The following is a 24877-nucleotide window of genomic DNA, read 5'->3' on the forward strand; positions in this document are numbered from 1 at the left end:
GCTCACCCCTTCGTGACAGCGAGAACAGCAGTCCACTCCAGCGCGGACACCGTGAGGTGGCCCAGCTCCCGGTTCTGGGTGTCACGGATGTCCGCACCCTCCGCAGACTCCCGGGCCTCAACACAGTTCTGCCCACCCGAACTATATTTGGACTTGTGCCACTCGCCCTTACGGTTGGCCATATCTTTCCCTCATCTCCTTGAGGAACTTCACGGACTCCAGCGGCGACCTCGCGGTCGCCTGTAATCTACTGAACAGCATCCCGAACCGGCGCACGTCCCTCAGGTCATCCGTGTTCTGGCCACGGTAGACCGACTCCACGTGCACAAGCTCAGGTGCTGCCGAGGACGTTAGCAGCGAGAACGGACCATCAAGTCCGGCGTGTGGGTACTGGTCCCAGCCGTGCAACTGGACCATGATTCGTCCGCTTTCGGCCAGTTCGATAATCCGGTCAATCTGATTGACCATCATCTGACTAGGACCAATCGCCCGAACTACCGTGATGTCATCGAGCACAGCGTGGTATTGCGGCCCGCCTGGACGGAGAACTTCTTTCCCCCAGTCCATTCGCTCGCGAAGCCGTTCCTCTGCCTCGGCAGGTGACAGCCACGGAGCGCCTGCGGCAATGGTGGCCGCCGCGTACTCGGGATGCTGGATCGTACCAGGAACCAAGCTGTTCTGATATTCACGGATCACCTCCGCTTCAGCTTGCATCTGCCGGAACTCACCGATCCAGTCGACGTGCTCCGGTTGGTAGACCTCCTCATAGGTACGGACCAGCCGCCCCTTGGCCCCTAGGAACTCGTCCAGGTCAACGACCTTCGATTCGTTCAGCTTTCGGCGGCCGTTCTCTATATGGGAGATATGTCCGGGTGTGCAGTTGAGATGGCGTGCAAGGCCGTCCTGTTGGACGCCTGCCCGCTTACGAGCACGCATGAGGGCATGACCAAACCGGACATCCGAGGGGTTCCGTTCAACTTCCATTACCCCATGTAACCAAAGATGGTAGTCCGAAGTCTACGAGAAGTAGTCAGAACTTGCGTCGAAGTATTCGGCACTGGCCAGAACATTTTCTAGCCTTCAAAACGCTACTGCGGCGTGGGATCTTGTCGTCACGAGGTCGGCAAGATCGGCCCCGCACTCCCGCCCCTTAGCGGGGCGGCAGCGCCGTCCCGTACCCACATGCGGACGGGAAAGCCCTACAACCAGGCACAAAAAAGCCCCGGCGGTCGAAGTGGAGAGCGACCGCCGAGGCCAAGTGCCCCACCCCGAGACAGCCGAGGTGAAACATGCAAAAGTCTACCGTTCCGCCCATCCCGCTTCCACGCCGACTGTGCGGAACCGCCACCAAATCAGGCATCCTGCTCGGCCCCGAACTCGGCCACGTCAGGATCGCCCGCCGCTGGGCCGCCCAAGCCACCCGCTCCCGCCCCAGCCTGGCCGAACCCGTCGGCATCGCCGTATCGGAAGTGGTCACGAACGCGCTGCGTCACTCGGCCTCCGGACTTCCCGGCGGCACCATCCGCGTCGAGATCGAGCGCACCCCGCGCCGCCTCGAACTCCGCGTCACCGACAACGGCCCCCGCCCCGGCGACGAACCCAGCTTCCCGGCCGTGCCTGCGGCCGAACCCCTGCGCCCCAGTGGCAACGGTCTACGCCTGGTCGAGGCGCTGTGCTCTTACTGGGACTGGAAGCAGCACTCCTGCGGCGCGATCACGGTCCGCGCCGTCTTCCCCTGGTGACCCGCGCGTCCCCGTGAGCGCTCAGCGCCCCATGCTCCGCATCACCCACCTGTCCCCCGGGCTGGCGCGGACGGGCCGATGCGGAAGGCACCGGCCCGAAGCCCCGCCCTCCCCTTCCCCGGGAGGGCGGGGCCACCCCACCAACCACAGAGCACAGAGCACAGAGCAAGAACATCGAACACGGAAAGCCCCTCATGCCCGACTACAGCTACCTCCTCGACGGCCGCCCCGACGTCCTCACACCCAGCGAAGTCGCTGCCCTGTTCAACATCCGCCCCCGCAGCCTCCACCGAGGCGAATGGGACAACGTCCTCAAACCCTTCCGCACCCCCGGCGGAGCACGCCGCTACCCCAAAGAACACATCGCCACCCTCCTCAACCAGCCCGACCCCCCGACCTCCCCCTGAGCTGGTACGGCACTGGTGACCCTGGTGGCGCTAGTACGGCGGCGAAGGGCGCCCGCCCCGCCCAGGCGGGCACCTCAGCCGAGCACGGCCCGCCCCGCGCGCAGCGCCGCGCACGTCTCGGGGTAGTCGAACAACTCCCCTTCGAGGAGTTCCAGCACGCGAGCCACCCCCACCGCCGGAACCCCGCGCACCTCCAGCACACCGCGGGTCCACGCCAGGAAACGGGTGAAGACCGCACCGTCGCCCACGTACAGCGACGTCAAGAGGAAGTCCGTGATGTGCCCCAAATCCTCGACCGTCCGGTCCAGGTCCGCGCCCTCCAGGCTGGCGCCCCGGGCCTCGTAGAGGGCCCGCGCGTGCTCCACACCGGTCCGCACCAGGTCGCGGCGGCGCTGCACCAGGCTCGCGTACTCGGCGGCCGGGGTCAGCGCCTCCTCCCTGGGCCGCAGGGACGACAACGGCATGCGCCGCTCCAACAGATCGGCGGCGGAGCGGGCGTCGGCCGCCCACAGGCTCGCGCCCAGCCGGAGCGCGAGGGAGGAGTCCGGCCCGAAGCCGCGCCCCCCGGCGATGACGGGCACCCCGGTGCGCGCGGCGGCGGTGATCATGGCGTGGGCGTTGACCAGGTGCGAGGGCAGGGAACAGCTCAGCGCCACCACGTCGGGCGCGGTCTCCTGAAGGTGCAGGGTCAGGTGGTGGGCTGGCACGCTCGCCCCGAGGAAGGTGACCCTCCAGCCGCGCAGGCGCAGCACGTCCCCCAGCAGCCGCGCGGGCAGGCCGTGCCACTCCCCCTCGACGCAGGCCACCACCACCGAACCCAGGGGGTGTTCCCCGGCCACACGCGCCAGGCCGTGTTCGAGGACCAGGCCCAGGGCGAGTTCACCGATGTGGGTGGCGGCGTGCTCCCGGGCCACCGAGAGTTCGTTGGCCTGCCACATCATGCCCACGCGCATCTGGGACACCGCGATCACGTCCAGGACCAGTGACTCGTGGTCGACTCCGGCCGCCAGCGCCTCCCGCACCACGGCCAGGGCCCCCGCGTCGTCGAGGTCGCGTACGCGCGCGAAGAAGTCGTCGGCGACGACGGCGGGCGACACGGGCACGACCGCGTCCGGCAGGACGTCGTGGTCAGCGGTCACCGGCGACACCTCCCCGGACGGCGCGGGCCTGCACGGTGAGCACCGTGATGTCGTCGTGCTCCCCTCCGTCGAGCCAGTCCCCGACCACCTGGACGATCCGGTCCGAGACGGCCGGGGCGGGCATGCCCCCGCACTCGGAGAGCAGCCGGGCCAGGCGTTCCTCGCCGAGCATCTCCCCGCCCAGCAGGGGGTTGCGCGCCTCGGTGACCCCGTCGCTGAAGACGACCATCGTCTCGCCGGGGGCCAGGGTGAACTCCGTCTCCCGGAAGACGGCCTCCTCCACCGCGCCCACGAACAGGCCCCCGATGGAGACCTCCCGGACAGTGCCGTCCACGCCCACGACGAGCGGGGGCGGATGGCCTCCCCCGGCGGCGCGGACGCGCAGCCCGCCGTCGGGCAGGGGGCTGGCGAGTCCGAGGAGCATGGTGCTGAACTTCTCGGGATCGGTGCGCAGCAGCAGGACGTTGAGCAGCTCCAGTAGCCGCCGGGGATCCTGTTCGACCAGCCGCAGCGCCTCCAGGGACTGGCGGATCATCCCGGTCAGGAGGGCGGCGTCGTTGCCCTTGCCGCACACGTCCCCGAAGGAGAAGTCGAAGCCCTCCTCCAGCTCGTTGACCTGGTAGAAGTCGCCGCCGATGCGCTCGGCCTCGACGGCGGAGCGGAAGGCCGCGCCCAGCACGGCGTGCGCGACGCCGGGCAGGGGTGCGGGGACCAGCGCGGCCTTGAGGGTGGAGGCGGTGCGGGCCTGGTACTGGTACATGCGGGCGGCGCCCAGGGCCGAGCCCACGCGCTCGGCGTACTCGGTGAGCGCCTCGGTGTCCGCCGCGTCGAAGTACCCCCGGACGCGGTGGAACAGCAGCGCTCCCGCGGTTCCGGACAGGCCGGGGACGGCCACGGCGCACAGCGCGCCCCGCGCGCCGCCGTACCCGGCCAGTTCCAGGAGGAGCTTCTCGACGGGGTCGCCGGGGGTGGGCTCGGCCACCGTGCGCGCCCCGTCCACGACCTCGTTCAGCCAGGCGGCGCCGTCCACCGTGCCGCGGTCCCAGACGCCCTCACCGGTTCCGACGCGGCGGCGGCCGCCCTCGGAGGTGAACGCCGCGGTCCAGCGCACCGAGCCGTCGGGCTGGGTGAGGAAGAGCGCGCACATCTGGGCCGCCTCCGGTACCGGGAAGCGCACCGCCTGCTCCACGAGGCGGACCGGGTGCAGGATGTTGCCCAGCTCGCGGGCGGCGCGGCGGAGTCTGGCGACCGCGGCGGGCGCCGGGAGCGCACCGGCCCGTCGTCCGCCGACCGGCCCGGCCCCGTCGCCCTCCAGCGGAGCGCGGTCGCTGGTCCCCGAAGCAAGCACTGGTGTTCCACTCCCCACGCGTCGCGGCGCACGGCCCGTGCCGGGCCGTGCGGGCGGCTCCACCGAGCACGTTCACGTACGCGCGGTGCGCGCGTGGTCGTGGGCGGGTGCCGCAGAGCGTCGTTCCACCGCTGGCGCAGAGAGCGCGCAGGGGGGTGCAAGGGCTACCGGCAGCGGGGAGACGACGCCCGGTATGCCACGCTACCCGCCATACTCTGCGGACACACGGTCCGGGAAGCGAAAGTTGCCGTCCGACAAAATTTCAGTGCCGTGTGTTATCGTGCGGGCCCACAGCCCCGACGCCGGTCCGGCTCCGGCGGGGTCGGCAGGCCCCCGGTCCCGCCCCTGACCTGCCCCGGTGAGGGGAGAAGACGCCTGCCGACCCGCACCGCACGGGGCCCTACCCGCTGTTCCTCACTCCCGGGTGGTGCCGAGCGCCATGTAGTCGTACATGGAGTAGCCCGAGTGGTAGTACACGTTGGTCAGGTTCGGCGGCCGGTAGAGCACCGTGCGCTCGAACACCGCGGGCAGGATCGCCGCCTGCTCCATCGCCCGCCGGTCGATCCGGGTGTAGATCGAGGCGCGCTCCTCGGGGTCCCGCACGGTGATGACCTCGTCGAACCAGCCGTTGATCCGCTCGTCGTCCAGCTCCGAGATGTTGGCGTTGCCCGCGTCCTGGATGGCGTCGCCGTCCAGGATCTTGCTCATGAAGCCGTAGCCGCTCGCCCAGTCCGGGGCCCACCCGTACACGGTCAGGCCCAGGTCGTTGTCCTCCACGAAGGACGGCGACCCGGCCTGGGTGTTGGTGTAGGTGTCCGAGGGGTACTGCTTGATCCGCGTCTCGATGCCCACCCTGGCCAGGGCCTGCTGGAGCGCCTCGGCGGTGCTCACCTCGGAGGGCCGGTCGGCCCGGACGCCGATGGAGGTGGAGAACCCGTCGGGCTCGCCGCACTCCTCCAGCTTCTGCCGGGCCTTGTCCAGGTCGCCCTGGTTGTCCTGTGAGGGGTACAGGTCGATGCCGGGATCGGCCCCCGGCAGCGACGCGGGCATGATCTGGGTGGCGATGTCGCCGCCGGTGTCGCCGCCCCAGGCCCGCTGGAGGGCGTCGCGGTCGGCCGCGTACATGACCGCCTCACGGCAGGCCAGGTCGTCCAGGGGTTCCAGGACGGTGCTGATGTTGACGTAGCGCAGCGTGTTGCTCTGCGGGTTGTCCACGCTGTTCTTGCGCGCCTCGTCGGTGAGCAGGGTGCCCCGCATGGCGGGTCCCACCCCGGCCCCGGCCAGGTCCACGTCCAGGTCGCCGCTGGCCAGGCGCTGGTCGATCTCGTTCTGGTCCACTCCCAGCTGCACCTCGACCCGGTCCGGCAGCGCCTCGCGGGTCGGGTCGGTGGCGGGGTCCCACTGGTCGTTGCGCACCAGGTTCAGGGAGACGCCGGGCCGGTACTCGCCGTCGAACTTGTAGGGCCCGGAGGAGACGACGCGGCTCTGGTACTGCTCACCGCGGTCGGCCTCGGGCGGGACCGGCGCGGTCTGCGGCTGGATGAGCAGGTACGGGAACTCCGCGAAGGGGTCCTTGAGGTGGAAGACCAGGGTGTGGTCGTCGGGGGTCTCGATCCCGTCGAACCCGGCCAGCGGGTCGTCCTCGTCGGCGTAGGGGCCCTCGTAGTCGTCGCTGTCGGCCAGCAGGTCCTGGAAGTACTTGGGGCCGTTGGGCAGGGCCTGGGCGCCGAAGTTGCTGCGCGCGATGGCGTACTCGATGTCGGGCGCGGTGATCTCGGAGCCGTCCTCGTAGCGCAGCCCCTGCTTGATGGGCACCGTCCACTCGGTGAGGTCCTCGTTGGGCCGGGGCATCTCCGCGGCCAGGTCGGGCTGGAGTTCGGTGCCCTCCGCGCCGGGCGCCCCGACGTAGGTGAGCAGGGTGCGCGCGTAGTAGCGGCTGAAGTTCCAGCCGAACGCGTAGTAGGTGTTGCCGGGGTCGGGTGAGTCGAAGTCCGAGGAGATGGCGTAGCGCAGGGTGCCGCCGGTCTGGTCGGAGGGGTTGACCACCTCGGTCTCGCCCTGGTTGAACTCGGCGTCGACCGGGCCGCCTTCGCCCCCGCCTCCGTCCGCGCCCCCGCAGGCGGCCAGCAGCAGCGCCGCGGCCGTGCCCGCGGCCAGGGTCGCGGTCGTCCGGCGGCGTCCGCGGCGCCGCGAGGGCGCCGCGCCTGTGTGGTGGTCGGTGGTCAAGCTTGCCTCCTGGTCGGATTGGCTGGCGGGGGCCGGTGCCCGGCCCGGGACACGCGACGGGTGCGGCCCGTCAGTCGGAGGAGCGGGGGTCGAAGGCGTCGCGCAGCCCGTCGCCGAAGAGGTTGAAGGCCAGGACGGTGACGAAGATGGCCAGCCCCGGGATGAGCACGAAGTGCGGTGCGACGGTGTAGAAGCGCAGGGCGTTGTCGAGCATGCCGCCCCAGGTGGCCATGGGCGGGTTGATGCCCACGCCCAGGAAGCTCAGGGCCGCCTCGAACAGGATGTTGGTGGGGATGAGCAGCGTGGAGTAGACCAGGATCGGCGTGACGAGGTTGGGCAGGATCTCGCGGAAGACGATGTGGGCGCTGCCCGCGCCGAGGCTGCGGGAGGCCTCCACGAACTCGCGCTCCCGGAGGGTCAGGGTCTGTCCGCGCACGATGCGGCCGATGTAGGGCCAGTTGAAGAACCCGATGATGAAGACCAGCACGCCGATGCGCAGGCCGTTGCCGCTCAGGCCGAAGGAGCCGTCGGGGATGACGCCGACCAGGGCGATGGCGAAGAGCAGCAGCGGGAAGGCCAGGAAGATGTCCATGGCCCGGCTGATGACGGTGTCGACCCAGCCGCCGAAGTACCCGGCGACCATGCCCAGGACGGTGCCGATGACCACGCAGACCAGGGTGGCGACCGTGGCGACCAGCAGGGAGGTGCGGGCGCCGTGGACGATGCGGCTGAACAGGTCGCGCCCGTTGACGGGTTCCACGCCGAGCAGGTGGTCGGCGCTGATACCGCCCCAGGGGTCGAGCCCCAGGGAGGGGTCGGCGGGGTCGCGCAGGACGCCGCCGGTGAGCGGGTCGATCAGCTCCTGGTTGAACTGGTTGGGCGGGTAGCCGAACCAGGAGGTGAGCAGGGGCGCGAAGACCGCGACCAGGATGAGCAGGATGACGACGACGCCCCCGGCCATGCCGAGGCGGTCCCTGCGGAAGCGCCGCCAGGCGATCTGGCGCAGGGACCTGTTCGCCGACCCGCGTCCTCCGGCGGCCGCCGCCTCGGGGTCGGCGTGCTGGGAGGACTCGGGCGCGTCCATCGGCACGGACATGTGCACCCCTGCCAGTTGACATGACTTTTCGTAGCTATGGGAACACGAAGAGTTTGCACGAGTGGCGCGGGGGTTTCCAGCCTCCGCGCCGGTGTCCCCGCGCGGCGTCGGGCGCGGTCTTGACCGGAGCGGTCCGCCGCTCCCGGGCCGCGCGCGGAGCGGGCGGCCCGGGAGCGGCAGGAGGGGCCGACGGGGGTCGGCGGCGCCCTCCTCGGCGGCCACTCCGGGGAAGGGCTACACGGGTCCGGCCGTGTCCTGCCCGGCCACGGCGCCGTCGGCCAGCCGCAGCTCCGACCAGGCCCAGTTGCGGCGCAGCCACCGGTCGTGCGAGGCCACCACCACCGCGCCGGGCGCGGTGCCCAGCGCCTCCTCCAGCTCCTCGGCCAGTGCCAGGGACAGGTGGTTGGTCGGCTCGTCCAGCAGCAGCACGTCAGGGGCGTGTCCCACCAGCATCGCCAGTGCCAGGCGTCGCCGTTGCCCCACGCTGAGCCTGCCCACCGGCCGGTCCAGGTCGCGCGGTGCGACCAGGCCCAGGTCGGTCAGGCGGGGAGCGCCGGGCAGGGTTCCGTTCAGCCCGTCATAGAGCGAACGCGGGGTCCGCTCGGGATCGGGGAAGACCACGTCCTGTTCCAGCAGGGCGACCGCCGCCCCGCGCCGCCACAGCACCTGGCCCGACTCCGGACGCAGCCGGTGCCCCAGGGCGTACAGCAGCGTGGACTTGCCCGCGCCGTTGGGCCCGGTGACCAGCAGGCGCCCGTCCGAGGGCACGTCCAGGCGGTCCAGGCGCAGCCGGCCCGGCACGACCAGGTCGCGCACGGTGATCGCGTGGCCGTCGGCCGTGCCCGGGTCGCGGGTCAGCGAGGCGCTGAACTCCAGCGGCCTGGGCGGTTTGCGCACCTGGTCGCGCTCCAACTCCTCCAGCCTGTTCCGGGCGTTGCGCACCCGGCGCGAGACCTGCTTGTCCACGCGCCCGCCCAGGAAGTCGTAGCCCATCTTGTCGTTGTCCCTCGGGGCGCGGTTGTGCGAGACCTGCCGGGACGTGGTGCGCACCGACTCGCGCAGGCCCTTGAGGGCGTCCTGCTCGTCGCGGTAGCGCTGCTCCCAGCGTTCGCGCTCCAGCTGTTTCTCCCTGAGGTAGAAGGAGTAGGCACCGCCGTAGTAGACGGGACCGTCCACGGCCGGGTCCAGGTCGAGCAGGCCGGTGCACACCGCGTCCAGGAACACCCGGTCGTGGCTGGCCAGCACCACCACTCCCGGCAGGCCGCGCAGGTACCCCTCCAGGAACTCCAGCGCCTGGTCGTCGAGGTGGTTGGTGGGCTCGTCCAGCAGCAGGGCGCGCGGGCGGCGGATGAGCAGGGCCGCCAGGCCCAGGCGTCCGCGCTGGCCGCCCGACATCCGCCCCACCGGCCGGTCCGGACCGATGCCGTCCAGGCCCAGTCCCGCGACCACCAGTTCGGCCCGGCGCTCGGCGTCCCACACCTCCAGCAGTTCGGCCTCGGCCAGGGCCTCGGAGTACTCCCGCAGGGCTTCGGCGTCCTCGGGCGCGCCGTCCAGCGCGGCCGCGCTCGCGGTCAGCCGCCGCTCCACCCGCCGGGCCGGTTCCAGGGCCTCGGCGATCACCCGGGCCAGGGTCGTGTCCGGGGCGTGGGGCAGCTCCTGGTACAGGAATCCGGTGTCGGCGGGGCGTTCCACCCGCCCGGCGTCGGGTTCCTCCTCCCCGGCCAGCAGCCGAAGGAGGGTGGACTTGCCCGAGCCGTTCTCCCCCACCAGGCCGAGCCGCTGGCCGGGGGCGACGTCGAGGTCCACGCCGTCGAACACCACGTGGTCGCCGTAGGCCCTGGCGAGGTCGCGGGCGCGCAGCAGGGGCGGGCCGGTCTGGGCGGTGTGCGATGCGGAGGCGGCGCCGGTCGTGTTGCCGAGGGTCATAGGGGTGGTCCACCCTTCGTTTCGGGGTGGGCCTCGATGCGCGGGACCGGTGCGCCTGCGCGGCGCGGTCCGGGGACGACACGGAGGTCGTCGACATCGAGACCGCACCGGGGACAGTGCCAGTACACGCCGAGCGGGGATCCGGCTCCAGCCACGGTGGGCGAGCCCCGCGCGCTCGGCGGTCGTCGGTCTCGATGTCACATGCGCATGTTGCGCCCAGGCTAACCCGCCGGGGCGGCGCGGGCAACGGAATTACGCGGGTGTCCGGTCAGGTGCGCTGACCGGCTTCGCCGCGCGGCGCCGCGCACCTGGAGGGGTTCTCCCACCCCTCCCCCTGGCACCTCGGGAGGGTCGGCCGTCGGGGGGCCGGGCCGGGTACTCCCCGGCATCGGCTCACCGGCCGCATCAGCGTGTGGTCGGCCCGGGGGGTGCGACCGGCAGGGCCCGCCGGTCGCACCCCCCGCCGTGGTCAGTCCCTGCCGCGCATGGAACGGTAGCGCCGCACCAGGGAGGTGGTGGAGGCGTCCAGACCGGGCACGTCGGCACCCTCGGTGAGGGCGGGCTCGACCCGCTTGGCCAGCACCTTGCCCAGCTGCACACCCCACTGGTCGAAGGAGTTGATGTTCCACACCGCGCCCTGGACGAACACCTTGTGCTCGTAGAGGGCGACCAGCTGCCCGAGCACCGACGGGCTGAGCCGGTCGGCGAGGATGGTCGTCGTGGGCCGGTTGCCCTCGAAGGTCCGGTGCGGGACCAGGTCGGCGGACACGCCCTCGGCGGCGACCTCCTCCGCGGTGCGGCCGAAGGCCAGCGCCTGCCCCTGGGCGAACAGGTTGGCCATGAGCAGGTCGTGCTGGGGCACCAGGTGCTCGGGCAGGTCGGGGGCCGGGTTGGCGAAGCCGAGGAGGTCGGCGGGCACGAACCGGGTGCCCTGGTGCAGCAGCTGGAAGTAGGCGTGCTGGCCGTTGGTGCCCGGGGTGCCCCACACCACCGGACCGGTCTGCCAGTGGACGGGGCGCCCGTCGCGCTGCACCGACTTGCCGTTGGACTCCATGTCGAGCTGCTGGAGGTAGGCGGGGAACTTGGACATGTGGTGGCTGTAGGGCAGCACCGCGTGGGTCCGGGCGTCGTGGAAGTTGCCGTACCACACGCCGAGCAGGCCCAGCAGGAAGGGCAGGTTGCGCTCCACGGGGGCCGTCGCGAAGTGGGTGTCCATCAGGTGGAACCCGGCGAGCATCTCCCGGAACCGCTCGGGGCCCACCGCCACCATCAGGGACAGGCCGATGGCGGAGTCGTAGGAGTAGCGGCCGCCCACCCAGTCCCAGAACCCGAACATGTTGCGGGTGTCGATGCCGAACTTCGCCACCTCCTCGCCGTTGGTGGAGACGGCGGCGAAGTGCCTGGCGATGGCGCCGTCGTCGTCGCCCTTGAGGCCCAGCCCGTCCAGCAGCCAGGTGCGGGCCTCGGTGGCGTTGGTGATGGTCTCGACCGTGGTGAAGGTCTTGGAGGCGACCACGAACAGCGTCGTGGCCGGGTCGGCGTCCACCAGCGCCTCGTGCAGGTCGGTGCCGTCCACGTTGGAGACGAACCGGAACTCCAGTCCGCGGTCGGTGTAGGGGCGCAGCGCCTCGTAGGCCATGGCGGGCCCCAGGTCGGAGCCGCCGATGCCGATGTTGACGATCCGGCGCACCGGCTGACCGGTGTGGCCGAGCCACTCCCGGGCGCGGACCCGGTCGGCGAACTCCGCCATCCGGTCCAGGACCTCCTGGACCTCGGGGACGACGTCGCGGCCGTCGGTGCTGATCACCTGCCCGCGCGGCGCGCGCAGGGCGGTGTGCAGGACGGCGCGGTCCTCGGTGAGGTTGACGTGCTCGCCGCCCAGCATGGCGTCGCGCAGGTCGGCGACCCGGGTGGCCCCGGCCAGGTCGGCGAGCAGGCGCAGGGTCTCGTCGGTGACGAGGTTCTTGGAGTAGTCCACGTGCAGGTCGCCGACGTCGAGCGTGTACCGTTCGGCCCGGCCGGGATCGTCGGCGAACAGCTCGCGCAGGTCGGTGGAACCCCACCGCCCGTGGTGCTCGCGCAGCGCGGTCCACTCGTCCCGCTGGTCCAGGGGAACGCCCGGGCGGGCGCGTTCTCCGGTGTCCTCAGCGCGCGGGAGAGGTGTACTGGCAGACATCCGGCGGCTCCTCGTCGGTCGGCGCTCCGGCGGCACGGCGCGGGTGCTCGGTCCGCGCGCCGCCCGCGGTGCGCGGCTGTGCTTCCGACGACAAGCCTCCCACGAAAGACCGGCCCCGCGGGGGTTGTCCACAGGCCCGGTCGCGGACTTTCGCGCGCGGCGCGGAACCGGTTCCGGCGCGCCGCTCAGCGCAGGCCGCTGGCCTCCTCCTCGCGCTCCCGCCGCAGCACGGCCACCTCCGCGCGCAGCGCCCGCAGCTCGGCCAGGATCACGGCCTGTCCCCCGTCGGGGCCGCCGTCGTCGGGGCCCCCGCCCCTCCGGCCCGCGGCGCCGCCGCCCCCGCCACCGCCGCCGCTCTCCTCGTCGTCCTTCTCCAGGGCCTCCACGGCCACGGCGATGAACAGGTTGAGCGCCACCAGCGTGGACACCAGCACGAAGACCACGAAGAACACCCACGCCATCGGCTTGTGCTCCATCACGTCCTTGGCGATGGTGCCCCAGCCGTCCGCGGTGGCGATCTGGAACAGGGTGAACAGCGACGCGGGCAGGTCGGCGAAGTACTGCGGCGAGACGTCGGCGAAGAGTTCGGTGGCCATGACCGCCGACACGTACAGCAGCAGTACCACCAGGAACAGGATGGACATCATGCCGGGCAGGGCCCGGAACAGGCCGGTGACGACGTGGCGCAGGGTCGGGATCACCGACAGCAGGCGCAGCACCCGCAGCACGCGCAGGACCCGCAGCACCGAGAAGGGGCCGGAGGCGGGCAGCAGCGCGATGCCGACGATCACCAGGTCGAACCAGCTCCAGGGGTCGCGGAAGAACTCCCGCCGGTGGGCGTACATCCTCATCCCCAGTTCCAGGACGAACAGGGCGAGGATGGTCAGGTCGACGGCGCGCAGGAGGCGGCCGTAGGAGTCCGTCACCCGGGGTGAGGTCTCCGCGCCGAGGATGACGGCGTTGACGAGGATGAGGGTGATGACGCAGGCCTGGAACCAGGGGGCGTCGACGATGACTCGAACGCGCTCGCGCACGACAGAGGGGGCTCCGTTCACATATCGGACAGCGCGGCAGAAGCCTACCGTGCGTCACCTCGCCCGGTTTCACACCCGCCTCTCCCCTCGCATCAGCCCCTGGCGTCCTCCGGTCGGAGCGGGCATGATCGGAGTGGGGAACCGAGCGTGAGGGGGACGCCGGTGACAGAGTCAACCGAGGGCTTCGACGAGTTCGACACGGGGGCCTGGGACCCCGGCTACGACGACGACGTGGACGCGGACACGGACGTGGGGGCCGCGGACCAGGACTCCGCGGTGGCCGACTTCCTGCGGTACTTCCCGGAGGGCCACCGGATCGAGGAGATCGAGGACCACGACGTCCTGGGCATCGACGCGGAGCTGGGCCAGGAGATCCCCGAGCAGGCGCCCGAGGCCGCCGGGGAGCGCCCGCCGACCGCCCGGCGCGAGGACCTGGCGCGGCTGCTGCGGGCCGAGGAGTTCGCCGACAGGGTCCGCGACCGCGGCAGGCGGTCCGGCTGAGCCGAGGGGGCGTCGGCACGGCGGAACGGGGAGGCGCGGCGGAACGGCGGCGCGGCAGCCCGGCGGTCCGGCTGAGCCCGAGGCGTGTCGGCTCGGCGGAACGGGGAGGCGCGGCGAAGCGGTGACGCTCAGTCGCCCAGGTCCGCGCTGAGCCAGCGCTCCACGCGCAGGACGTGCACGGTCGCGGCGGCCCGGGCGGCGTCGGGGTCGCGTGCCACCAGGGCCTCGTGGATGCGCAGGTGGTCCTCGCGCAGCTTGGCGGTGAGCCCGGCCTCCCGGTGCCCCGCCCACACGCGGGCGTGGAAGGTGCGCGAGGACAGGCCGTCGTTGACCGCGGCCAGGGTGGCGTTGCCGGTGCTGGCCACGATGGCCTGGTGGAAGCCCAGGTCGGCGGCGACGGTGTCGGCGCCGGAGGTGTCGTCCCCGCCCTCGATCCGCTCCAGCAGGGCGCCGATGCGGTCGAGGTCCTCGTCGCTGGCGCGCGCGGCGGCCAGGGCGGTGGCGGCGGGTTCGAGCATGCGCCGCACCTGGAGGACCTCCAGGAGGGTGTGCCCCTGGGAGACCTCGGCCAGGACGGAGAAGGTCTCCAGCAGGTCGGCGGGGCGCAGCGCGGTGACGTAGACGCCCGCGCCGTGGCGGGACTCCAGGACGCCGAGCGTGGTCAGGGAGCGGATGGCCTCGCGCATGGAGCTGCGGGACACCCCGAGCTGCGCGGACAGGTCGCGTTCGGTGGGCAGGCGCTCCCCCGGTCCGACCCGCCCGTCGGCGATCATCGCCTTGATCCGGTCGGCGGCGCGCCGGGTGACGGTGGTGCGCCCGGCGTCGGGGTCGCTCACGGAAGATCCCTCCAGTCTGCGCGGTGGCCCGGGTCGTCCGTCGGCCCGACGGGGCCGGGACGGGGGCGGGGGCGGGAGCAGGGCTGGGTGTGCACGTGACCCGCGCCACCAACGCCGCCAAGAGATCATACCAATTTTCCATCCCCTCGCCCCGCATCACCCTTTTCGCTCCCTTTCTTGCCCAGATGCCTCCCGGCGTGCGAAAGTGGTCCGACCACCCCAGGCTCGTGGCGAGCAGTTCCGCCATGGCAGCGCACCGCGTGGGCCGACCCGGCGGGTCCGCACGCGCGCGCCGGTCGGCGGGGCACGAAGGAGGCACATGCGGATCGCGCTGTTCATCACCTGCGTCAACGACACACTGTTCCCCGGCACCGGACGGGCGGTCGTGCGCCTCCTGGAGCGCCTGGGGCACGAGGTGGTCTTCCCCGAGGGCCAGACCTGCTGCGGGCAGATGCACTACAACACCGGCTACCGGCGCTCGGCGAGCCGTCTGGCCGTGCGCTTCGTGCGCACCTTCGAGGGCGCCGACGCCGTCGTGGTCCCCTCCGCCTCCTGCGCGGCCATGGTCCGCGACAACTACCCGCGGCTGGGCGCGAGCGGGAGCCGCCTGTCGCGCAAGGTGGCCGACCTCGCCCCGCGCGTGTACGACCTCACCGAGTTCCTGGTGGACGTGCTCGGCGTGACGGACGTGGGCGCCTACTACCCGCACAAGGTGGCCTACCACCCCACCTGCCACGGGCTGCGCATGCTCGGCCTGGGCGACCGCCCCTACCAGCTGCTGCGCGCCGTGCGCGGCCTGGAGCTGGTGGAGCTGCCCGGGGCCACCGAGTGCTGCGGCTTCGGCGGCACCTTCGCGGTCAAGAACGGCGACGTGTCCTCGGCCATGGGCGCGGACAAGGCCCGCCACGCCGTGGAGACCGGCGCCGAGGTGCTGTGCGCGGTGGACAACTCCTGCCTGATGCACATCGGCGGCACCCTGTCCCGGCAGCGGTCGGGGATGAGGGTGGCGCACCTGGCCGAGATCCTGGCCAGCACCGAGAAGGAGGGCGCCCACGGGGTTCTGGAGGGGGCGGAGGCGGATTCCCGTGGGAAGAACTGCGCCGCAGGCGTCGATTGGGGCGGTGGCGGGTGACGGGCGGGCACGAGCGAATACGCCGAAGGCACCGAAGGTTCCCGTTCTCCGGGCGCCCGAACAAGGAAGACACCGCGCCGCAGGCGTTCGTTGAGGGCGGTAGCCCGTCCCGACGCGCAGCGTCCCCGACGGGCGATGGCGGGCGACGGGTGGGCCGAAGCGAAGCGGAGGTCCAAAGAGACGAGGAGGGCGCATACCGATGAGCGCGACGTTCCTGGGCATCCCGCCCTTTCCCGAGGCCGCCGCGGGCGCGGTCAACGACGCCCGCCTGCGGCACAACCTGCGCAGGGCCACGCACACCATCCGCGACAAGCGCGCCTCCGTCGTCGACGAGCTGCACGAGGACTGGCAGCGCCTGCGGGCGGAGGGCGCCGCGGTCAAGGAGCACACCCTGCGCCACCTGGACCACTACCTGGAACAGCTGGAGGAGTCCGTCCACCGGGCGGGCGGACGGGTGCACTGGGCCTCCGACGCGGCCGAGGCCAACGAGATCGTCACCCGGCTGGTCCGGGACACCGGCGAGACCGACGTGGTCAAGGTCAAGTCGATGGCCACCCAGGAGATCGAACTCAACGACGCCCTCGCCGCCGCCGGGATCACCGCCTACGAGACCGACCTGGCCGAGCTGATCGTGCAGCTGGGCGAGGACCTGCCCTCGCACATCCTGGTGCCCGCCATCCACCTGGGCCGCGCCCAGATCCGCGAGATCTTCCTGGAGCAGATGGCCGAGTGGGGCGTGCCCGCGCCCCGGGGCCTGACCGACGACCCCCGGGCGCTGGCCGAGGCGGCCCGCGTGCACCTGCGCGAACGCTTCCTGCGCACCCGCACCGCGATCTCGGGGGCCAACTTCGCGGTGGCCGACAGCGGCACGCTCGTGGTGCTGGAGTCGGAGGGCAACGGGCGCATGTGCCTGACCCTGCCCCGGACGCTGATCTCCGTGGTCGGCATCGAGAAGATCGTGCCGACCTGGTCGGACCTGGAGGTGTTCCTCCAGTTGCTGCCGCGTTCCTCCACCGGCGAGCGGATGAACCCCTACACCTCCACCTGGACCGGGGTGACGCCGGGCGACGGCCCCCAGGAGTTCCACCTGGTGCTGCTGGACAACGGCCGCACCGACGTGCTGGCCGACACCGTGGGCCGCCAGGCGCTGCGCTGCATCCGCTGCTCGGCGTGCCTGAACACCTGCCCGGTCTACGAGCGCACCGGCGGGCACTCCTACGGTTCGGTCTACCCGGGCCCGATCGGCGCGATCCTCACCCCGCAGCTGCGGGGGATGTCCTCGCCGGTGGACGAGGCGCTGCCCTACGCGTCCTCGCTGTGCGGGGCCTGCTACGAGGTGTGCCCGGTGGCCATCGACATCCCCGAGGTGCTGGTGCACCTGCGCGAGGAGGTCGTGGAGCGCTCCGGGCACGCGGGGGAGAAGGCGCTCATGGCGGGCGCCGAGGCGGTGCTGTCCTCCCCGCGGACGCTGGGCGCGGTCCAGCGGGCGGCGGGGCTGGGGCGCCGCGCGGTCCCGCGCCACCTGCCGGGCCTAGCGGGGGCCTGGACCGACACCAGGGACGTGCCCGACGTCCCGGCCGAGTCCTTCCGCCAGTGGTGGGACAGGCGCGAGGGGGAGGGCCGATGAGCAGCCGCGAGCGGATCCTGGCCAGGGTCAGGAGGGCGCTGGCCGACGTGCCCGCCGACGAGTCGCCGGTGCGGGAGCCGGGGCGCGGCTACGCCGACAGCCACGACGCGGGCCCCTCGTTGGAGGTGCTGGAGGACCGCCTGCTGGACTACCGCGCGCTGGTGCGCCGGGTGGGCGCCGACCGCGTGGCCGCCGAGGTGGCCGCCGCGCTGGAGCGCCGGGGGGCGCGGCGGGTGGTCGTCCCCGCGGACGCGCCGCCGGAGTGGTTCACGCACGCCCGCGTCGAGCGGCTGGCCGACTCGCGTGAGGAGCCGCTGGCGGTCGCCGACCTCACCGGCGTGGACGGCGTGGTCACCGGCTGCGCGGTGGCCGTCGCCGAGACCGGCACGATCGTCCTGGACGGCGGGCCGGGCCAGGGGCGCCGGGCCGTCACCCTGGTGCCGGACTACCACCTGTGCGTGGTGCGCGCCGAGCAGGTGGTGGACGGGGTGCCGCAGGCGGTCCGGCTCCTGGACCCGTCGCGCCCGCTCACCTGGATCAGCGGCCCCTCGGCGACCAGCGACATCGAGCTGAACCGGGTGGAGGGGGTGCACGGCCCGCGCACGCTGGAGGTGCTGCTGGTGGACCCGGCGCTCTGAACCCGGTGACGGGGGCGGCCACGCGGGCGAAGGCGTGGTCCGGTGGACGCGGCCCCGGATCCGGTGAGGAGGGCCGTCCCCGGGGACGCGAGCGCGCTCCGGCGGAATCGGCTTCCCGAACCCGGTCGTCCGGGACCGGGCGGCAGGCGAGACCGTGGCCCGGTGGGTCCGAAGCCCCGAACCCGCTGGTGGGACGCCACGGGGTAGGGCTGTCCCCACCCCCCTCCTCCGGGACACCCCCGGGGAGGGGGGGTGGAGGTCCCGATGGCGCCGGGCGGGCCGCCCTTCCTAGCGTGGGCGGTGACCACGACGGCACCGAACGACGGGACACCATGCCCCCTTCACCGCACCCCTCCCCCTCCTCGCGCGCGCTCCGGTCCGGTACCGCGCTCGCCGCGGCCGCCGCGCTGGCGCTGCCGCTCTCCCTGGCCGCGTCCGGAACGGCCGCGGCCGACACCGACCCCTCCAGCGCCCCCGCCGACGCCCTCCGGGCCGCCCTGCCCGAGCCCACCGGGGACCACCCGGTGGGCAGGACGACCCTGCACCTGGTGGACGGGGAGCGCGAGGACGTGTGGGTGGGCGGGCCCCGCCAGCTGATGGTCACCCTGTGGTACCCGGCGCGTGCGGACTCGGGCCGGCCAGCGCCGTACATGACCGAGGCCGAGTCCGCGGCCATGATCGCGGGGCTGGGGCTGGACCTGCCCGCCGACCTCATGCACAGCGGGGTGCGCACCTCCTCCCGCCTGGACGTGCCTCCCGCGCGCACCCGCGACGGGTTCCCGCTGGTGGTCCTGTCCCCCGGCGCGGGGCACAACCGGATCGAGCTGTCCTCGCTGGCCGAGGACCTGGCCAGCCACGGCTTCGTGGTGGCCGGGGTGGACCACGCCCACGAGGCCGCGCCCGTGGAGTTCCCCGACGGGCTGATCACCGAGTGCACCGGGTGCCAGAGCGGCGAGTGGGCCCTGGGTTCGACCAACCGGGCCGAGGACGTCTCCTTCCTCCTGGACCGGCTCACCGGCCCCGACCCCGCGTGGCGGTGGTCGCGGGTCATCGACGCCTCCCGGATCGGGATGGCCGGGCACTCCTGGGGCGGCACGGCCACCGCCGAGACGCTGCGGGCCGAGGAGCGGGTGGACGCCGGGATCAACCTGGACGGCCCCTACTACCCGCCCGCGGTGGAGGAGGGGCTGGACAAGCCGCTGGCGCTGATCGAGAACGGCCAGGGCAACTCCTGGGACGGCGTCGAGCAGATGTGGCCGCGCCTGGAGGGCTGGCGGCAGTGGATCCGCATGGAGGGCTCGGGGCACTCCAACAGCATCGACCGCGGCGTGCTGGTGGAGCAGCTCGGCCTGACCGAGCTCTTCACCCCCGAGCAGTGGCGGAACCTGTACGGCGACGTCGGCGTCGAGCGCGGCCTGGAGCTGGTGCGCACCTACAGCCTGGCGTTCTTCGACCACCACCTGCGCGGCGGGGACCAGCCCCTGCTGGAGGACCCCGGGGCCTTCCACCCCGAACTGGTCGTGGTCGACCCCGACGAGGGGTAGCCGACGCGGGGCGGGCCGCCGGTCCCGCCGCGACCGGTCGCGGCGGCGCGCGCGTGCCCGAACGCCCGCGGTCGCCCGCGCGGCCGGTCAGTCCCGCGACCGCCAGGCCGCCAGCAGCCGCTCCAGGGCGTCGGGGTCGGCGCGTTCCGTGGCGAACGGCGCCTGGTAGCGGGCCCCGGCGCCGCGCGCGACCCTGCGGGACCGCGGGGCGGGCGCGGGCCGCTCCTCCCGTGCCCGCTCGCCGTCCTCACCCGCCAGGGGCGCCTGGTAGCGCGCCCCGCGCGGGGCGGGCCCGCGCTTCCTGCGCAGACGCCGCGTCACCGGGGCCGGGGCGCGCTCGCGCACCGGCGCGTCGGACCCGGCGCGCTCCCCGGTGGCGGTGAACCACACCGGCAGCTCCTCCAGACCGTGCACGGCCAGGGACGCGCGCCAGCGCAGCTCCTCGGGCTCGACAGCCAGGACCATGCCGCGCAACCGGTCCACGGCGGTGTCGATGGCGGTGCGCGCCAGCTCGCGGGTGAGGCCGGTGGCGGGGCAGCGGTGCGCGCCCGCGCCCCAGGACAGGTGGGAGCGGTCTCCGGCCCGGGCCATCGCGTCGTCGCCGCGGGCCACCGACGGGTCGGTGTGCGCGGAGGCCAACCCCAGCAGCAGCGGCTCGCCCCTGCGGACGCGAGCCCCGGAGAAGCTCAGGTCCTCGACCGGGTAGCGCCCGCCGAGCACCCGGATCGGGGAGTCGGTCCACATCACGTAGTCGATGAAGTCCTCGGGGGTGAGGGTGCCGCCCAGGTAGGCGGTCCACACGCCCGGGTCCTCCAGCAGCCGGAGCAGGGCGTTGCCGATCAGGTGGGTGGTGGGCTCGTGCCCGGACTCCCACAGCAGCGCCAGCGCCCCCGCCGCCTCGTCGTCGGTGAGCCCGGCGGGGTGGGCGAGCAGCCAGCTGGCCATGTCCTGTCCGGGGTCGGCGCGTTTGCGCGCGACCAGGCCCGCGAAGTAGGAGCGGACCGCGGTGGCGGCGGGACCGGCCCGGTCGGGTTCGCCGCTCCACAGCCGCGGGGCCAGGTCGGCCAGCAGGCGGCCGTAGGCGTCGGGCAGTCCGAAGAGCTCGTTGAGGACCAGGGCGGGCAGCGGGGCGGCGAACCCGCCGATGAGGTCGGCGGCGCCGTCGGCCGCGACCCGGCCGAGCAGGTGCACGGCGGCGCGTTCGACCACGGGGACCAGACGGGGCGTGTCCGCCCTGGCCAGGGTGTCGACGACGGCCGCGCGCAGCCGCCGGTGCTCCTCGCCGTCGCGGGCCAGGGCGGCGCTGCGGGCGGGCGCGGCGTCCTCGGCGCCCCACGGGCGCGGGTCGGCGGAGAAGAGGGTGTGGTCGCGCAGCGCCTGGAGGTTCTCCCGGTAGCCGAGCAGGAGCCATCCCGGCACACCCGGGCCCACCTCGACCGGGACCAGGCCGCCGTGGCGGTCGCGCAGCGCGTCCCAGGGCGTGTCGGCGCCGGTGTCCCCGCGCGGGGGGAGGGCGACCGGGCAGCGGGCGCCGCCGGATCCCGCTGACGGGGGGTCGTCGCGGCCGTCGGTCCCGGTTCCCTGGCGCATGGAGGCTCCTCAGTGGCTGCGGATGCGAGGCGACGGTACGCGCCCCATGTTTCCGCCGTGCTTCGGGCAGGAAAGCTCCGCCTTTCCGGACGGGGCACCCGGTGCCACGGAGGGCCAAGGCGGGATTACCGCTCACGTCGCCCAGAGGAGCAGGTGTCGGCGCACCGGTGACGTTCACGCCCCTTCCTCCCCCGGCCGGGGCGCCCCGCGCCGGGGGTGTCCCCCGCCACCTCTCCCCGGGGCTCGCGCCCGCCCGCCGCGGACCCGCCGGTGGGTAGGATGGCCTGCTGGTCGCACACCAGCGCCGAACGGAGGACCACGTGGGCAAGAAGGGCCGCGGGCGACAGCGCGGCGGGGACCGCCGCACGGCCGGGCAGGGCGCCCAGCCCTGGGCCGGTCCCGCGCCCGGGGACTCCCCCGAGCGGGTCGTCTCGGAGGCGGTCGACGCGCTGGTGCTCGGCCGGGAGGGCGGCGGCGTGGACCTGGCCGCCGCGCGCCTGGCCGACGCCGAGGACCCGGCGCGGGCCGGGGCGGCGGACCGCGCCGTCCGCGACGCCCTCCTGGCGGGGGTGGCCTCGGCGTGGGCGCGCGGGTGGCAGCCCGCCGAGACGGTCCGCCAGGCGGGCCGCGTACTGGACCCGGTGGCGGCGGCGGTGTGCGCCGACGCGGTGACGGCCGACCTCGACCGCCACTCCCCCGACACGGTGGACCCGCGCTGGACCGCGCAGGTGCGCGAACTGGGTGCCGCCCCGGCCTGGGGCGGCACCGGGGACTACCTGGCGCACGTGGGCGCCGGGCACGGGCTGCTGCGCTTCGAGGCGGTGGAGACGGCTCTGCGGCTGCTGGCCGCGCTGCGCGTGCTGCCGCCGCTGCACCGGCTGTGCCCGCCGCCGGGGGCGTTCCGTCCGCGGCCCGAGGGCTCCGCGCGGACCCCGGAGGCGGTGGACCAGGGCAAGCTGGCCCGCGTGCGCGCGCTGCTGGCCAAGGCCGAGTCCACGGAGTTCCCCAGCGAGGCGGAGGCGCTGAGCGCCCGCGCGCAGGAGCTGATGGCCCGGCACAGCATCGACCGCGCCCTGCTGGCCGAGGAACCCGGGCAGGCGTCGGAGGCCGCCTCGGGGCGGCGGCTGCCGGTGGACGCGCCCTACGACGAGCACAAGGCGGTGCTGCTGCACGAGGTCGCCGAGGCCAACCACTGCCGGGCCGTGTGGGACCGGGAACTGGGGCTGTGCACGGTGATGGGCTTCCCGGGCGACGTGGAGGCGGTGGACCTGATGTTCACGTCGCTGCTGGTGCAGGCCGAGACGGCGATGCGGGCCAGCGGTTCGGTGCGCGACCGGTCCGGCAGGGCGGCGGGCAGGGCCTTCCGCGCCTCGTTCATGTCCGCGTTCTCGGTGCGGGTGGGTGAGCGGCTGGTGGAGTCGGCCCGCTCCGCCGAGGAGGCCGCCGCGGCCGAGACCGGCACGGACCTGGTTCCGGTGTTCGCCGCCCGCGAGCGCGAGGTGGAGGCCGCCGTGGCCGAGGCCTTCGGCGAGCTGACCTACTCGCGGGTGCGCGGGCCCGCCAGCGAGGACGGCTGGTACGAGGGCCTGGCGGCGGCCGACGCCGCGTCCCTGGGCGCGCACCGCCGCGTCGCGGACCGCTGAGCCCGCCGCGACAACGCCGGGAGGCCGGTGCCCTCGGTCGGGCCGGGCGGCGGAGCGGCTGGGGCGACCGGTGGGACGGTGCGACCGACACGGGAGGACCGGCCCTCCGGGGCGGCTGACGCGGCCGGGCCGCGGAGCGGCAGGACGCATGGTGCGGCCCCGGCGGCCGACGCGGCGAAAACCGGTGGCCGCGCGGCAGGACGAACCGGTACAACCGTGGCCATGCGCAAGTACCCGCGGACCCGGCACATCCGGGGCTCCCGCCTCCAGAGGGGCGACCACGACCTGGCGGCCGTGCCCTTCTCCGCGCTGGCCGGACGCCACCTGGTGGTGGAGGAGAAGCTGGACGGCGCCAACGCCGGGATCAGCTTCGGCCCCGGCGGCGAGCTGCGCCTCCAGAGCCGGGGCCACTACCTCACCGGCGGCCCCCGCGAGCGGCACTTCGCCCCGTTCAAGGCCTGGGCGGCGACCGTGGCTCCGCTGCTGCGGCCGCGCCTGGGCGAGCGGTACGTGCTGTACGGGGAGTGGCTGTACGCCAAGCACACCGTGTTCTACGACGCGCTGCCGCACCTTTTCTGCGAGTTCGACGTCCTCGACACCCGCGAGGACGCGTTCCTGTCCACGCCGCGCCGCCGGGAGCTGCTGGAGGGCACCCCGGTGGTGTCGGTGCCCGTGCTGCACACCGGTCCGCTGGAGCGGTTGGCGGACCTGACCCGCCTGGTGGGCCCCTCCACCTGCCGCACCCCCGGCTGGCGCGGGGCCCTGGCCGAGGCGGCGGGGGCGGCGGGCGCCGACCCCGGCCGCGCCCTGGCCGAGAGCGACGGCTCCGACCTCATGGAGGGGCTCTACGTCAAGGTCGAGGAGGGCGGCCGCACGGTGGACCGGTACAAGTGGGTGCGCCCGGGGTTCACCTCCGCCGTCCTGGACTCGGGAACGCACTGGCTGGACCGGCCGCTGATAGCGAACGGGCTGGCCGATCCGGAGGTGCTCTATGCGGGTGTTCGCTGAGCTGTGCCCGGCGCCGCCGCGCTGGGACCTGGACTGGGCGCGGGTGCGCGAGGCCCTCCCGTGGGTGCGCGACCTGGCCGGGGTGGAACAGGATCCGGTGCACCACGCCGAGGGGGACGTGGAGACGCACACCCGCATGGCGTGCGAGGCGCTGGCCGAGCTGCCCGCGTGGCGGTCCCGCCCCGCCGCGGAGCGGGAGCGGTTGTTCGCCGCCGTGCTGCTGCACGACGTCGCCAAACCGCTGTGCACCCGCCGGGAGGAGGACGGCCGGGTGACCGCGCACGGCCACTCGCGGCGCGGGGACCTCCTGGCGCGCCGGCTGCTGTGGGAGGCCGCGGCCGAACCCGGGGCCGCCGCCTCGCCGCTGGAGGCGGTGCGCTGGCGCGAGCACGTGGCGGCCCTGGTGCGCCACCACCAGGTGCCGTTCTGGGCGCTGGAGCGCCCGGACCTGCGCCGCATCGCGTTCCGGGTGAGCCTGGTGGCGCGCAACGACGACCTGGTGCTCCTGGCCACCGCCGACATCCTGGGCCGCCGCTGCGGCGACACCGCGGAGGTCCTGGAGAACATCGGGCTGTACGGCGAGTACTGCCGGGAGCAGCGGTGCCTGGACCGGCCGAGGGGGTTCCCCTCCGACCACGCCCGGTTCTGGTTCTTCCGCAAGCCCGACCGCGACCCGGACTACGCCGCCCACGACGACACCCGGATGACGGTGACCGTCATGTCGGGGCTGCCGGGTGCGGGCAAGGACACCTGGATCGCGCGCGAGCGGCCGGGCGTGCCGGTGGTGAGCCTGGACGCGCTGCGCGCCGAGCTGGGCGTGCGCCCGACCGCCGACCAGCGGCCGGTGGCGGCGGCCGCGCACGCGCGCGCACGCGAGCACCTGCGCGCGGGGCGGTCGTTCGTGTGGAACGCCACCAACGTCTCGCGGTCGCTGCGCGACCAGTGCGTGGATCTGGCGGCCGCCTACCGGGCGCGCGTGGAGATCGTCTCGGTCGAGGCCCCGCCCCGGGTGCTGCGGGCCCGCCTGGACCGCAGGCGGGCGCCGGTCCCGGCCGCCGCCGTGGAGCGCCTGGTACGGCGCTGGGAGTGCCCGGACCCGACCGAGGCGCACCGGCTCCTGCGGTGGACCAGCGCCTGAGGCTCCGCCGGGCCGGGGGCGGCCCCGCGGGTGCGAGCGGCCCCGGACCGGTGCTTCGGCGTGCGTAGGCGGCCTCCTCCCCCGCTTCGGACGGCCTTCGCCGGGGGACAGGGGTGATTTCGGCGT

General features: G+C 73.8%; 21 protein-coding genes. 10 read left to right on the forward strand and 11 right to left on the reverse strand.

All coding sequences use genetic code 11. The features are described from left to right. Positions 1–2 precede the first annotated feature (2 nt). The gene (locus UIS43_RS06510) at positions 3–182 is read right to left on the reverse strand and encodes a DUF397 domain-containing protein (protein ID WP_013153605.1); all 180 of its coding nucleotides are present in this window, start codon (positions 180–182) and stop codon (positions 3–5) included. Next, a complete protein-coding gene (locus tag UIS43_RS06515; RefSeq protein WP_117199230.1) occupies positions 169–984 on the reverse strand; it encodes a helix-turn-helix transcriptional regulator in 816 nt (271 codons plus the stop codon). Before UIS43_RS06515 ends, UIS43_RS06510 begins: the two co-directional genes overlap by 14 nt. Positions 985–1289: 305 nt before the next feature. Here UIS43_RS06515 and UIS43_RS06520 point away from each other — a divergent pair, with 305 nt between their 5' ends. Continuing rightward, complete coding sequence (locus tag UIS43_RS06520) at positions 1290–1742, forward strand: ATP-binding protein (protein WP_358454628.1); 453 nt, start codon at positions 1290–1292, stop codon at positions 1740–1742. Positions 1743–1936: 194 nt separating this feature from the next. Then, on the forward strand, positions 1937–2149 hold the full coding sequence (locus UIS43_RS06525) for a helix-turn-helix domain-containing protein (RefSeq protein WP_013153608.1): 213 nt from the start codon (positions 1937–1939) through the stop codon (positions 2147–2149). 74 nt (positions 2150–2223) lie between these two features. Here the strand turns inward: UIS43_RS06525 and UIS43_RS06530 are convergent, their stop codons facing one another. The 7 genes from UIS43_RS06530 to UIS43_RS06560 form a co-directional block, all read right to left on the reverse strand. Then, entirely contained in the window at positions 2224–3288 is a 1065-nt protein-coding gene (locus UIS43_RS06530; protein WP_370012756.1) for a B12-binding domain-containing protein, read from the reverse strand. After that, positions 3278–4636 carry a PP2C family protein-serine/threonine phosphatase gene (locus UIS43_RS06535; RefSeq protein ID WP_370012757.1) on the reverse strand — a complete coding sequence of 453 codons (1359 nt, stop codon included), beginning with the start codon at positions 4634–4636 and terminating at the stop codon, positions 3278–3280. The genes UIS43_RS06530 and UIS43_RS06535 overlap by 11 nt, the downstream gene beginning before the upstream one ends. A 414-nt stretch (positions 4637–5050) precedes the next feature. Continuing rightward, the gene (locus tag UIS43_RS06540; protein ID WP_071622271.1) at positions 5051–6862 is read right to left on the reverse strand and encodes an ABC transporter substrate-binding protein; all 1812 of its coding nucleotides are present in this window, start codon (positions 6860–6862) and stop codon (positions 5051–5053) included. A gap of 70 nt (positions 6863–6932) precedes the next feature. Next, positions 6933–7958: an ABC transporter permease gene (locus UIS43_RS06545; RefSeq protein ID WP_013153612.1), complete on the reverse strand. Its 1026-nt coding sequence runs from the start codon at positions 7956–7958 to the stop codon at positions 6933–6935. 234 nt (positions 7959–8192) lie between these two features. Next, positions 8193–9884, reverse strand: coding sequence for an ABC-F family ATP-binding cassette domain-containing protein (locus tag UIS43_RS06550; protein ID WP_071622272.1), 1692 nt, complete (start codon positions 9882–9884; stop codon positions 8193–8195). Positions 9885–10353: 469 nt separating this feature from the next. Next, positions 10354–12060 carry a glucose-6-phosphate isomerase gene (pgi, locus tag UIS43_RS06555; RefSeq protein WP_358169289.1) on the reverse strand — a complete coding sequence of 569 codons (1707 nt, stop codon included), beginning with the start codon at positions 12058–12060 and terminating at the stop codon, positions 10354–10356. 185 nt (positions 12061–12245) lie between these two features. Further along, the gene (locus UIS43_RS06560) at positions 12246–13094 is read right to left on the reverse strand and encodes an ion transporter (protein WP_071622274.1); all 849 of its coding nucleotides are present in this window, start codon (positions 13092–13094) and stop codon (positions 12246–12248) included. A 162-nt stretch (positions 13095–13256) separates the two neighbouring features. Here UIS43_RS06560 and UIS43_RS06565 point away from each other — a divergent pair, with 162 nt between their 5' ends. Further along, on the forward strand, positions 13257–13595 hold the full coding sequence (locus UIS43_RS06565; protein ID WP_358169291.1) for a hypothetical protein: 339 nt from the start codon (positions 13257–13259) through the stop codon (positions 13593–13595). A gap of 128 nt (positions 13596–13723) precedes the next feature. On the opposite strand, the gene UIS43_RS06570 is transcribed toward UIS43_RS06565, so the two are convergent. Beyond that, on the reverse strand, positions 13724–14431 hold the full coding sequence (locus UIS43_RS06570) for a FadR/GntR family transcriptional regulator (protein WP_071622276.1): 708 nt from the start codon (positions 14429–14431) through the stop codon (positions 13724–13726). Between the two features lie 319 nt (positions 14432–14750). On the opposite strand from UIS43_RS06570, the gene UIS43_RS06575 reads away from it, so the two are divergent. The 4 genes from UIS43_RS06575 to UIS43_RS06590 all read left to right on the forward strand — a co-directional run bounded on the left by UIS43_RS06575 (position 14751) and on the right by UIS43_RS06590 (position 19372). After that, complete coding sequence (locus tag UIS43_RS06575) at positions 14751–15563, forward strand: (Fe-S)-binding protein (protein WP_358454614.1); 813 nt, start codon at positions 14751–14753, stop codon at positions 15561–15563. 199 nt (positions 15564–15762) lie between these two features. Next, a complete protein-coding gene (locus UIS43_RS06580; RefSeq protein WP_013153619.1) occupies positions 15763–17190 on the forward strand; it encodes a lactate utilization protein B in 1428 nt (475 codons plus the stop codon). Next, a complete protein-coding gene (locus UIS43_RS06585) occupies positions 17187–17828 on the forward strand; it encodes an LUD domain-containing protein (protein ID WP_094803532.1) in 642 nt (213 codons plus the stop codon). Before UIS43_RS06580 ends, UIS43_RS06585 begins: the two co-directional genes overlap by 4 nt. A gap of 332 nt (positions 17829–18160) precedes the next feature. Then, complete coding sequence (locus UIS43_RS06590; protein ID WP_370012759.1) at positions 18161–19372, forward strand: alpha/beta hydrolase family protein; 1212 nt, start codon at positions 18161–18163, stop codon at positions 19370–19372. A gap of 87 nt (positions 19373–19459) precedes the next feature. Here the strand turns inward: UIS43_RS06590 and UIS43_RS06595 are convergent, their stop codons facing one another. Beyond that, a complete protein-coding gene (locus UIS43_RS06595; RefSeq protein WP_013153622.1) occupies positions 19460–20962 on the reverse strand; it encodes a cytochrome P450 in 1503 nt (500 codons plus the stop codon). 320 nt (positions 20963–21282) lie between these two features. Here UIS43_RS06595 and UIS43_RS06600 point away from each other — a divergent pair, with 320 nt between their 5' ends. From UIS43_RS06600 to UIS43_RS06610, 3 genes are all read left to right on the forward strand, one after another. Next, a complete protein-coding gene (locus tag UIS43_RS06600) occupies positions 21283–22605 on the forward strand; it encodes a DUF2786 domain-containing protein (RefSeq protein WP_358454605.1) in 1323 nt (440 codons plus the stop codon). A gap of 222 nt (positions 22606–22827) precedes the next feature. Then, a complete protein-coding gene (locus tag UIS43_RS06605) occupies positions 22828–23613 on the forward strand; it encodes an RNA ligase family protein (RefSeq protein ID WP_370012760.1) in 786 nt (261 codons plus the stop codon). After that, positions 23597–24751, forward strand: coding sequence for an AAA family ATPase (locus tag UIS43_RS06610; RefSeq protein ID WP_013153625.1), 1155 nt, complete (start codon positions 23597–23599; stop codon positions 24749–24751). Before UIS43_RS06605 ends, UIS43_RS06610 begins: the two co-directional genes overlap by 17 nt. Positions 24752–24877: the final 126 nt, after the last annotated feature.

The organism is Nocardiopsis sp. LDBS0036 (genome assembly GCF_041228755.1).
GTDB lineage: Bacteria > Actinomycetota > Actinomycetes > Streptosporangiales > Streptosporangiaceae > Nocardiopsis > Nocardiopsis dassonvillei.

Bases quoted from the DNA above. Each gene is read 5' to 3' on its own strand.
- UIS43_RS06585 (WP_094803532.1), top strand. From the start codon at position 17,187: ATGAGCAGCCGCGAGCGGATCCTGGCCAGGGTCAGGAGGGCGCTGGCC.
- UIS43_RS06605 (WP_370012760.1), top strand. From the start codon at position 22,828: ATGCGCAAGTACCCGCGGACCCGGCACATCCGGGGCTCCCGCCTCCAG.
- UIS43_RS06520 (WP_358454628.1), top strand. From the start codon at position 1,290: ATGCAAAAGTCTACCGTTCCGCCCATCCCGCTTCCACGCCGACTGTGC.
- UIS43_RS06515 (WP_117199230.1), bottom strand. From the start codon at position 984: ATGGAAGTTGAACGGAACCCCTCGGATGTCCGGTTTGGTCATGCCCTC.
- UIS43_RS06595 (WP_013153622.1), bottom strand. From the start codon at position 20,962: ATGCGCCAGGGAACCGGGACCGACGGCCGCGACGACCCCCCGTCAGCG.
- UIS43_RS06575 (WP_358454614.1), top strand. From the start codon at position 14,751: ATGCGGATCGCGCTGTTCATCACCTGCGTCAACGACACACTGTTCCCC.
- UIS43_RS06525 (WP_013153608.1), top strand. From the start codon at position 1,937: ATGCCCGACTACAGCTACCTCCTCGACGGCCGCCCCGACGTCCTCACA.
- UIS43_RS06550 (WP_071622272.1), bottom strand. From the start codon at position 9,884: ATGACCCTCGGCAACACGACCGGCGCCGCCTCCGCATCGCACACCGCC.
- UIS43_RS06590 (WP_370012759.1), top strand. From the start codon at position 18,161: ATGCCCCCTTCACCGCACCCCTCCCCCTCCTCGCGCGCGCTCCGGTCC.
- UIS43_RS06545 (WP_013153612.1), bottom strand. From the start codon at position 7,958: ATGTCCGTGCCGATGGACGCGCCCGAGTCCTCCCAGCACGCCGACCCC.
- UIS43_RS06510 (WP_013153605.1), bottom strand. From the start codon at position 182: ATGGCCAACCGTAAGGGCGAGTGGCACAAGTCCAAATATAGTTCGGGT.
- pgi (WP_358169289.1), bottom strand. From the start codon at position 12,060: ATGTCTGCCAGTACACCTCTCCCGCGCGCTGAGGACACCGGAGAACGC.
- UIS43_RS06580 (WP_013153619.1), top strand. From the start codon at position 15,763: ATGAGCGCGACGTTCCTGGGCATCCCGCCCTTTCCCGAGGCCGCCGCG.
- UIS43_RS06610 (WP_013153625.1), top strand. From the start codon at position 23,597: ATGCGGGTGTTCGCTGAGCTGTGCCCGGCGCCGCCGCGCTGGGACCTG.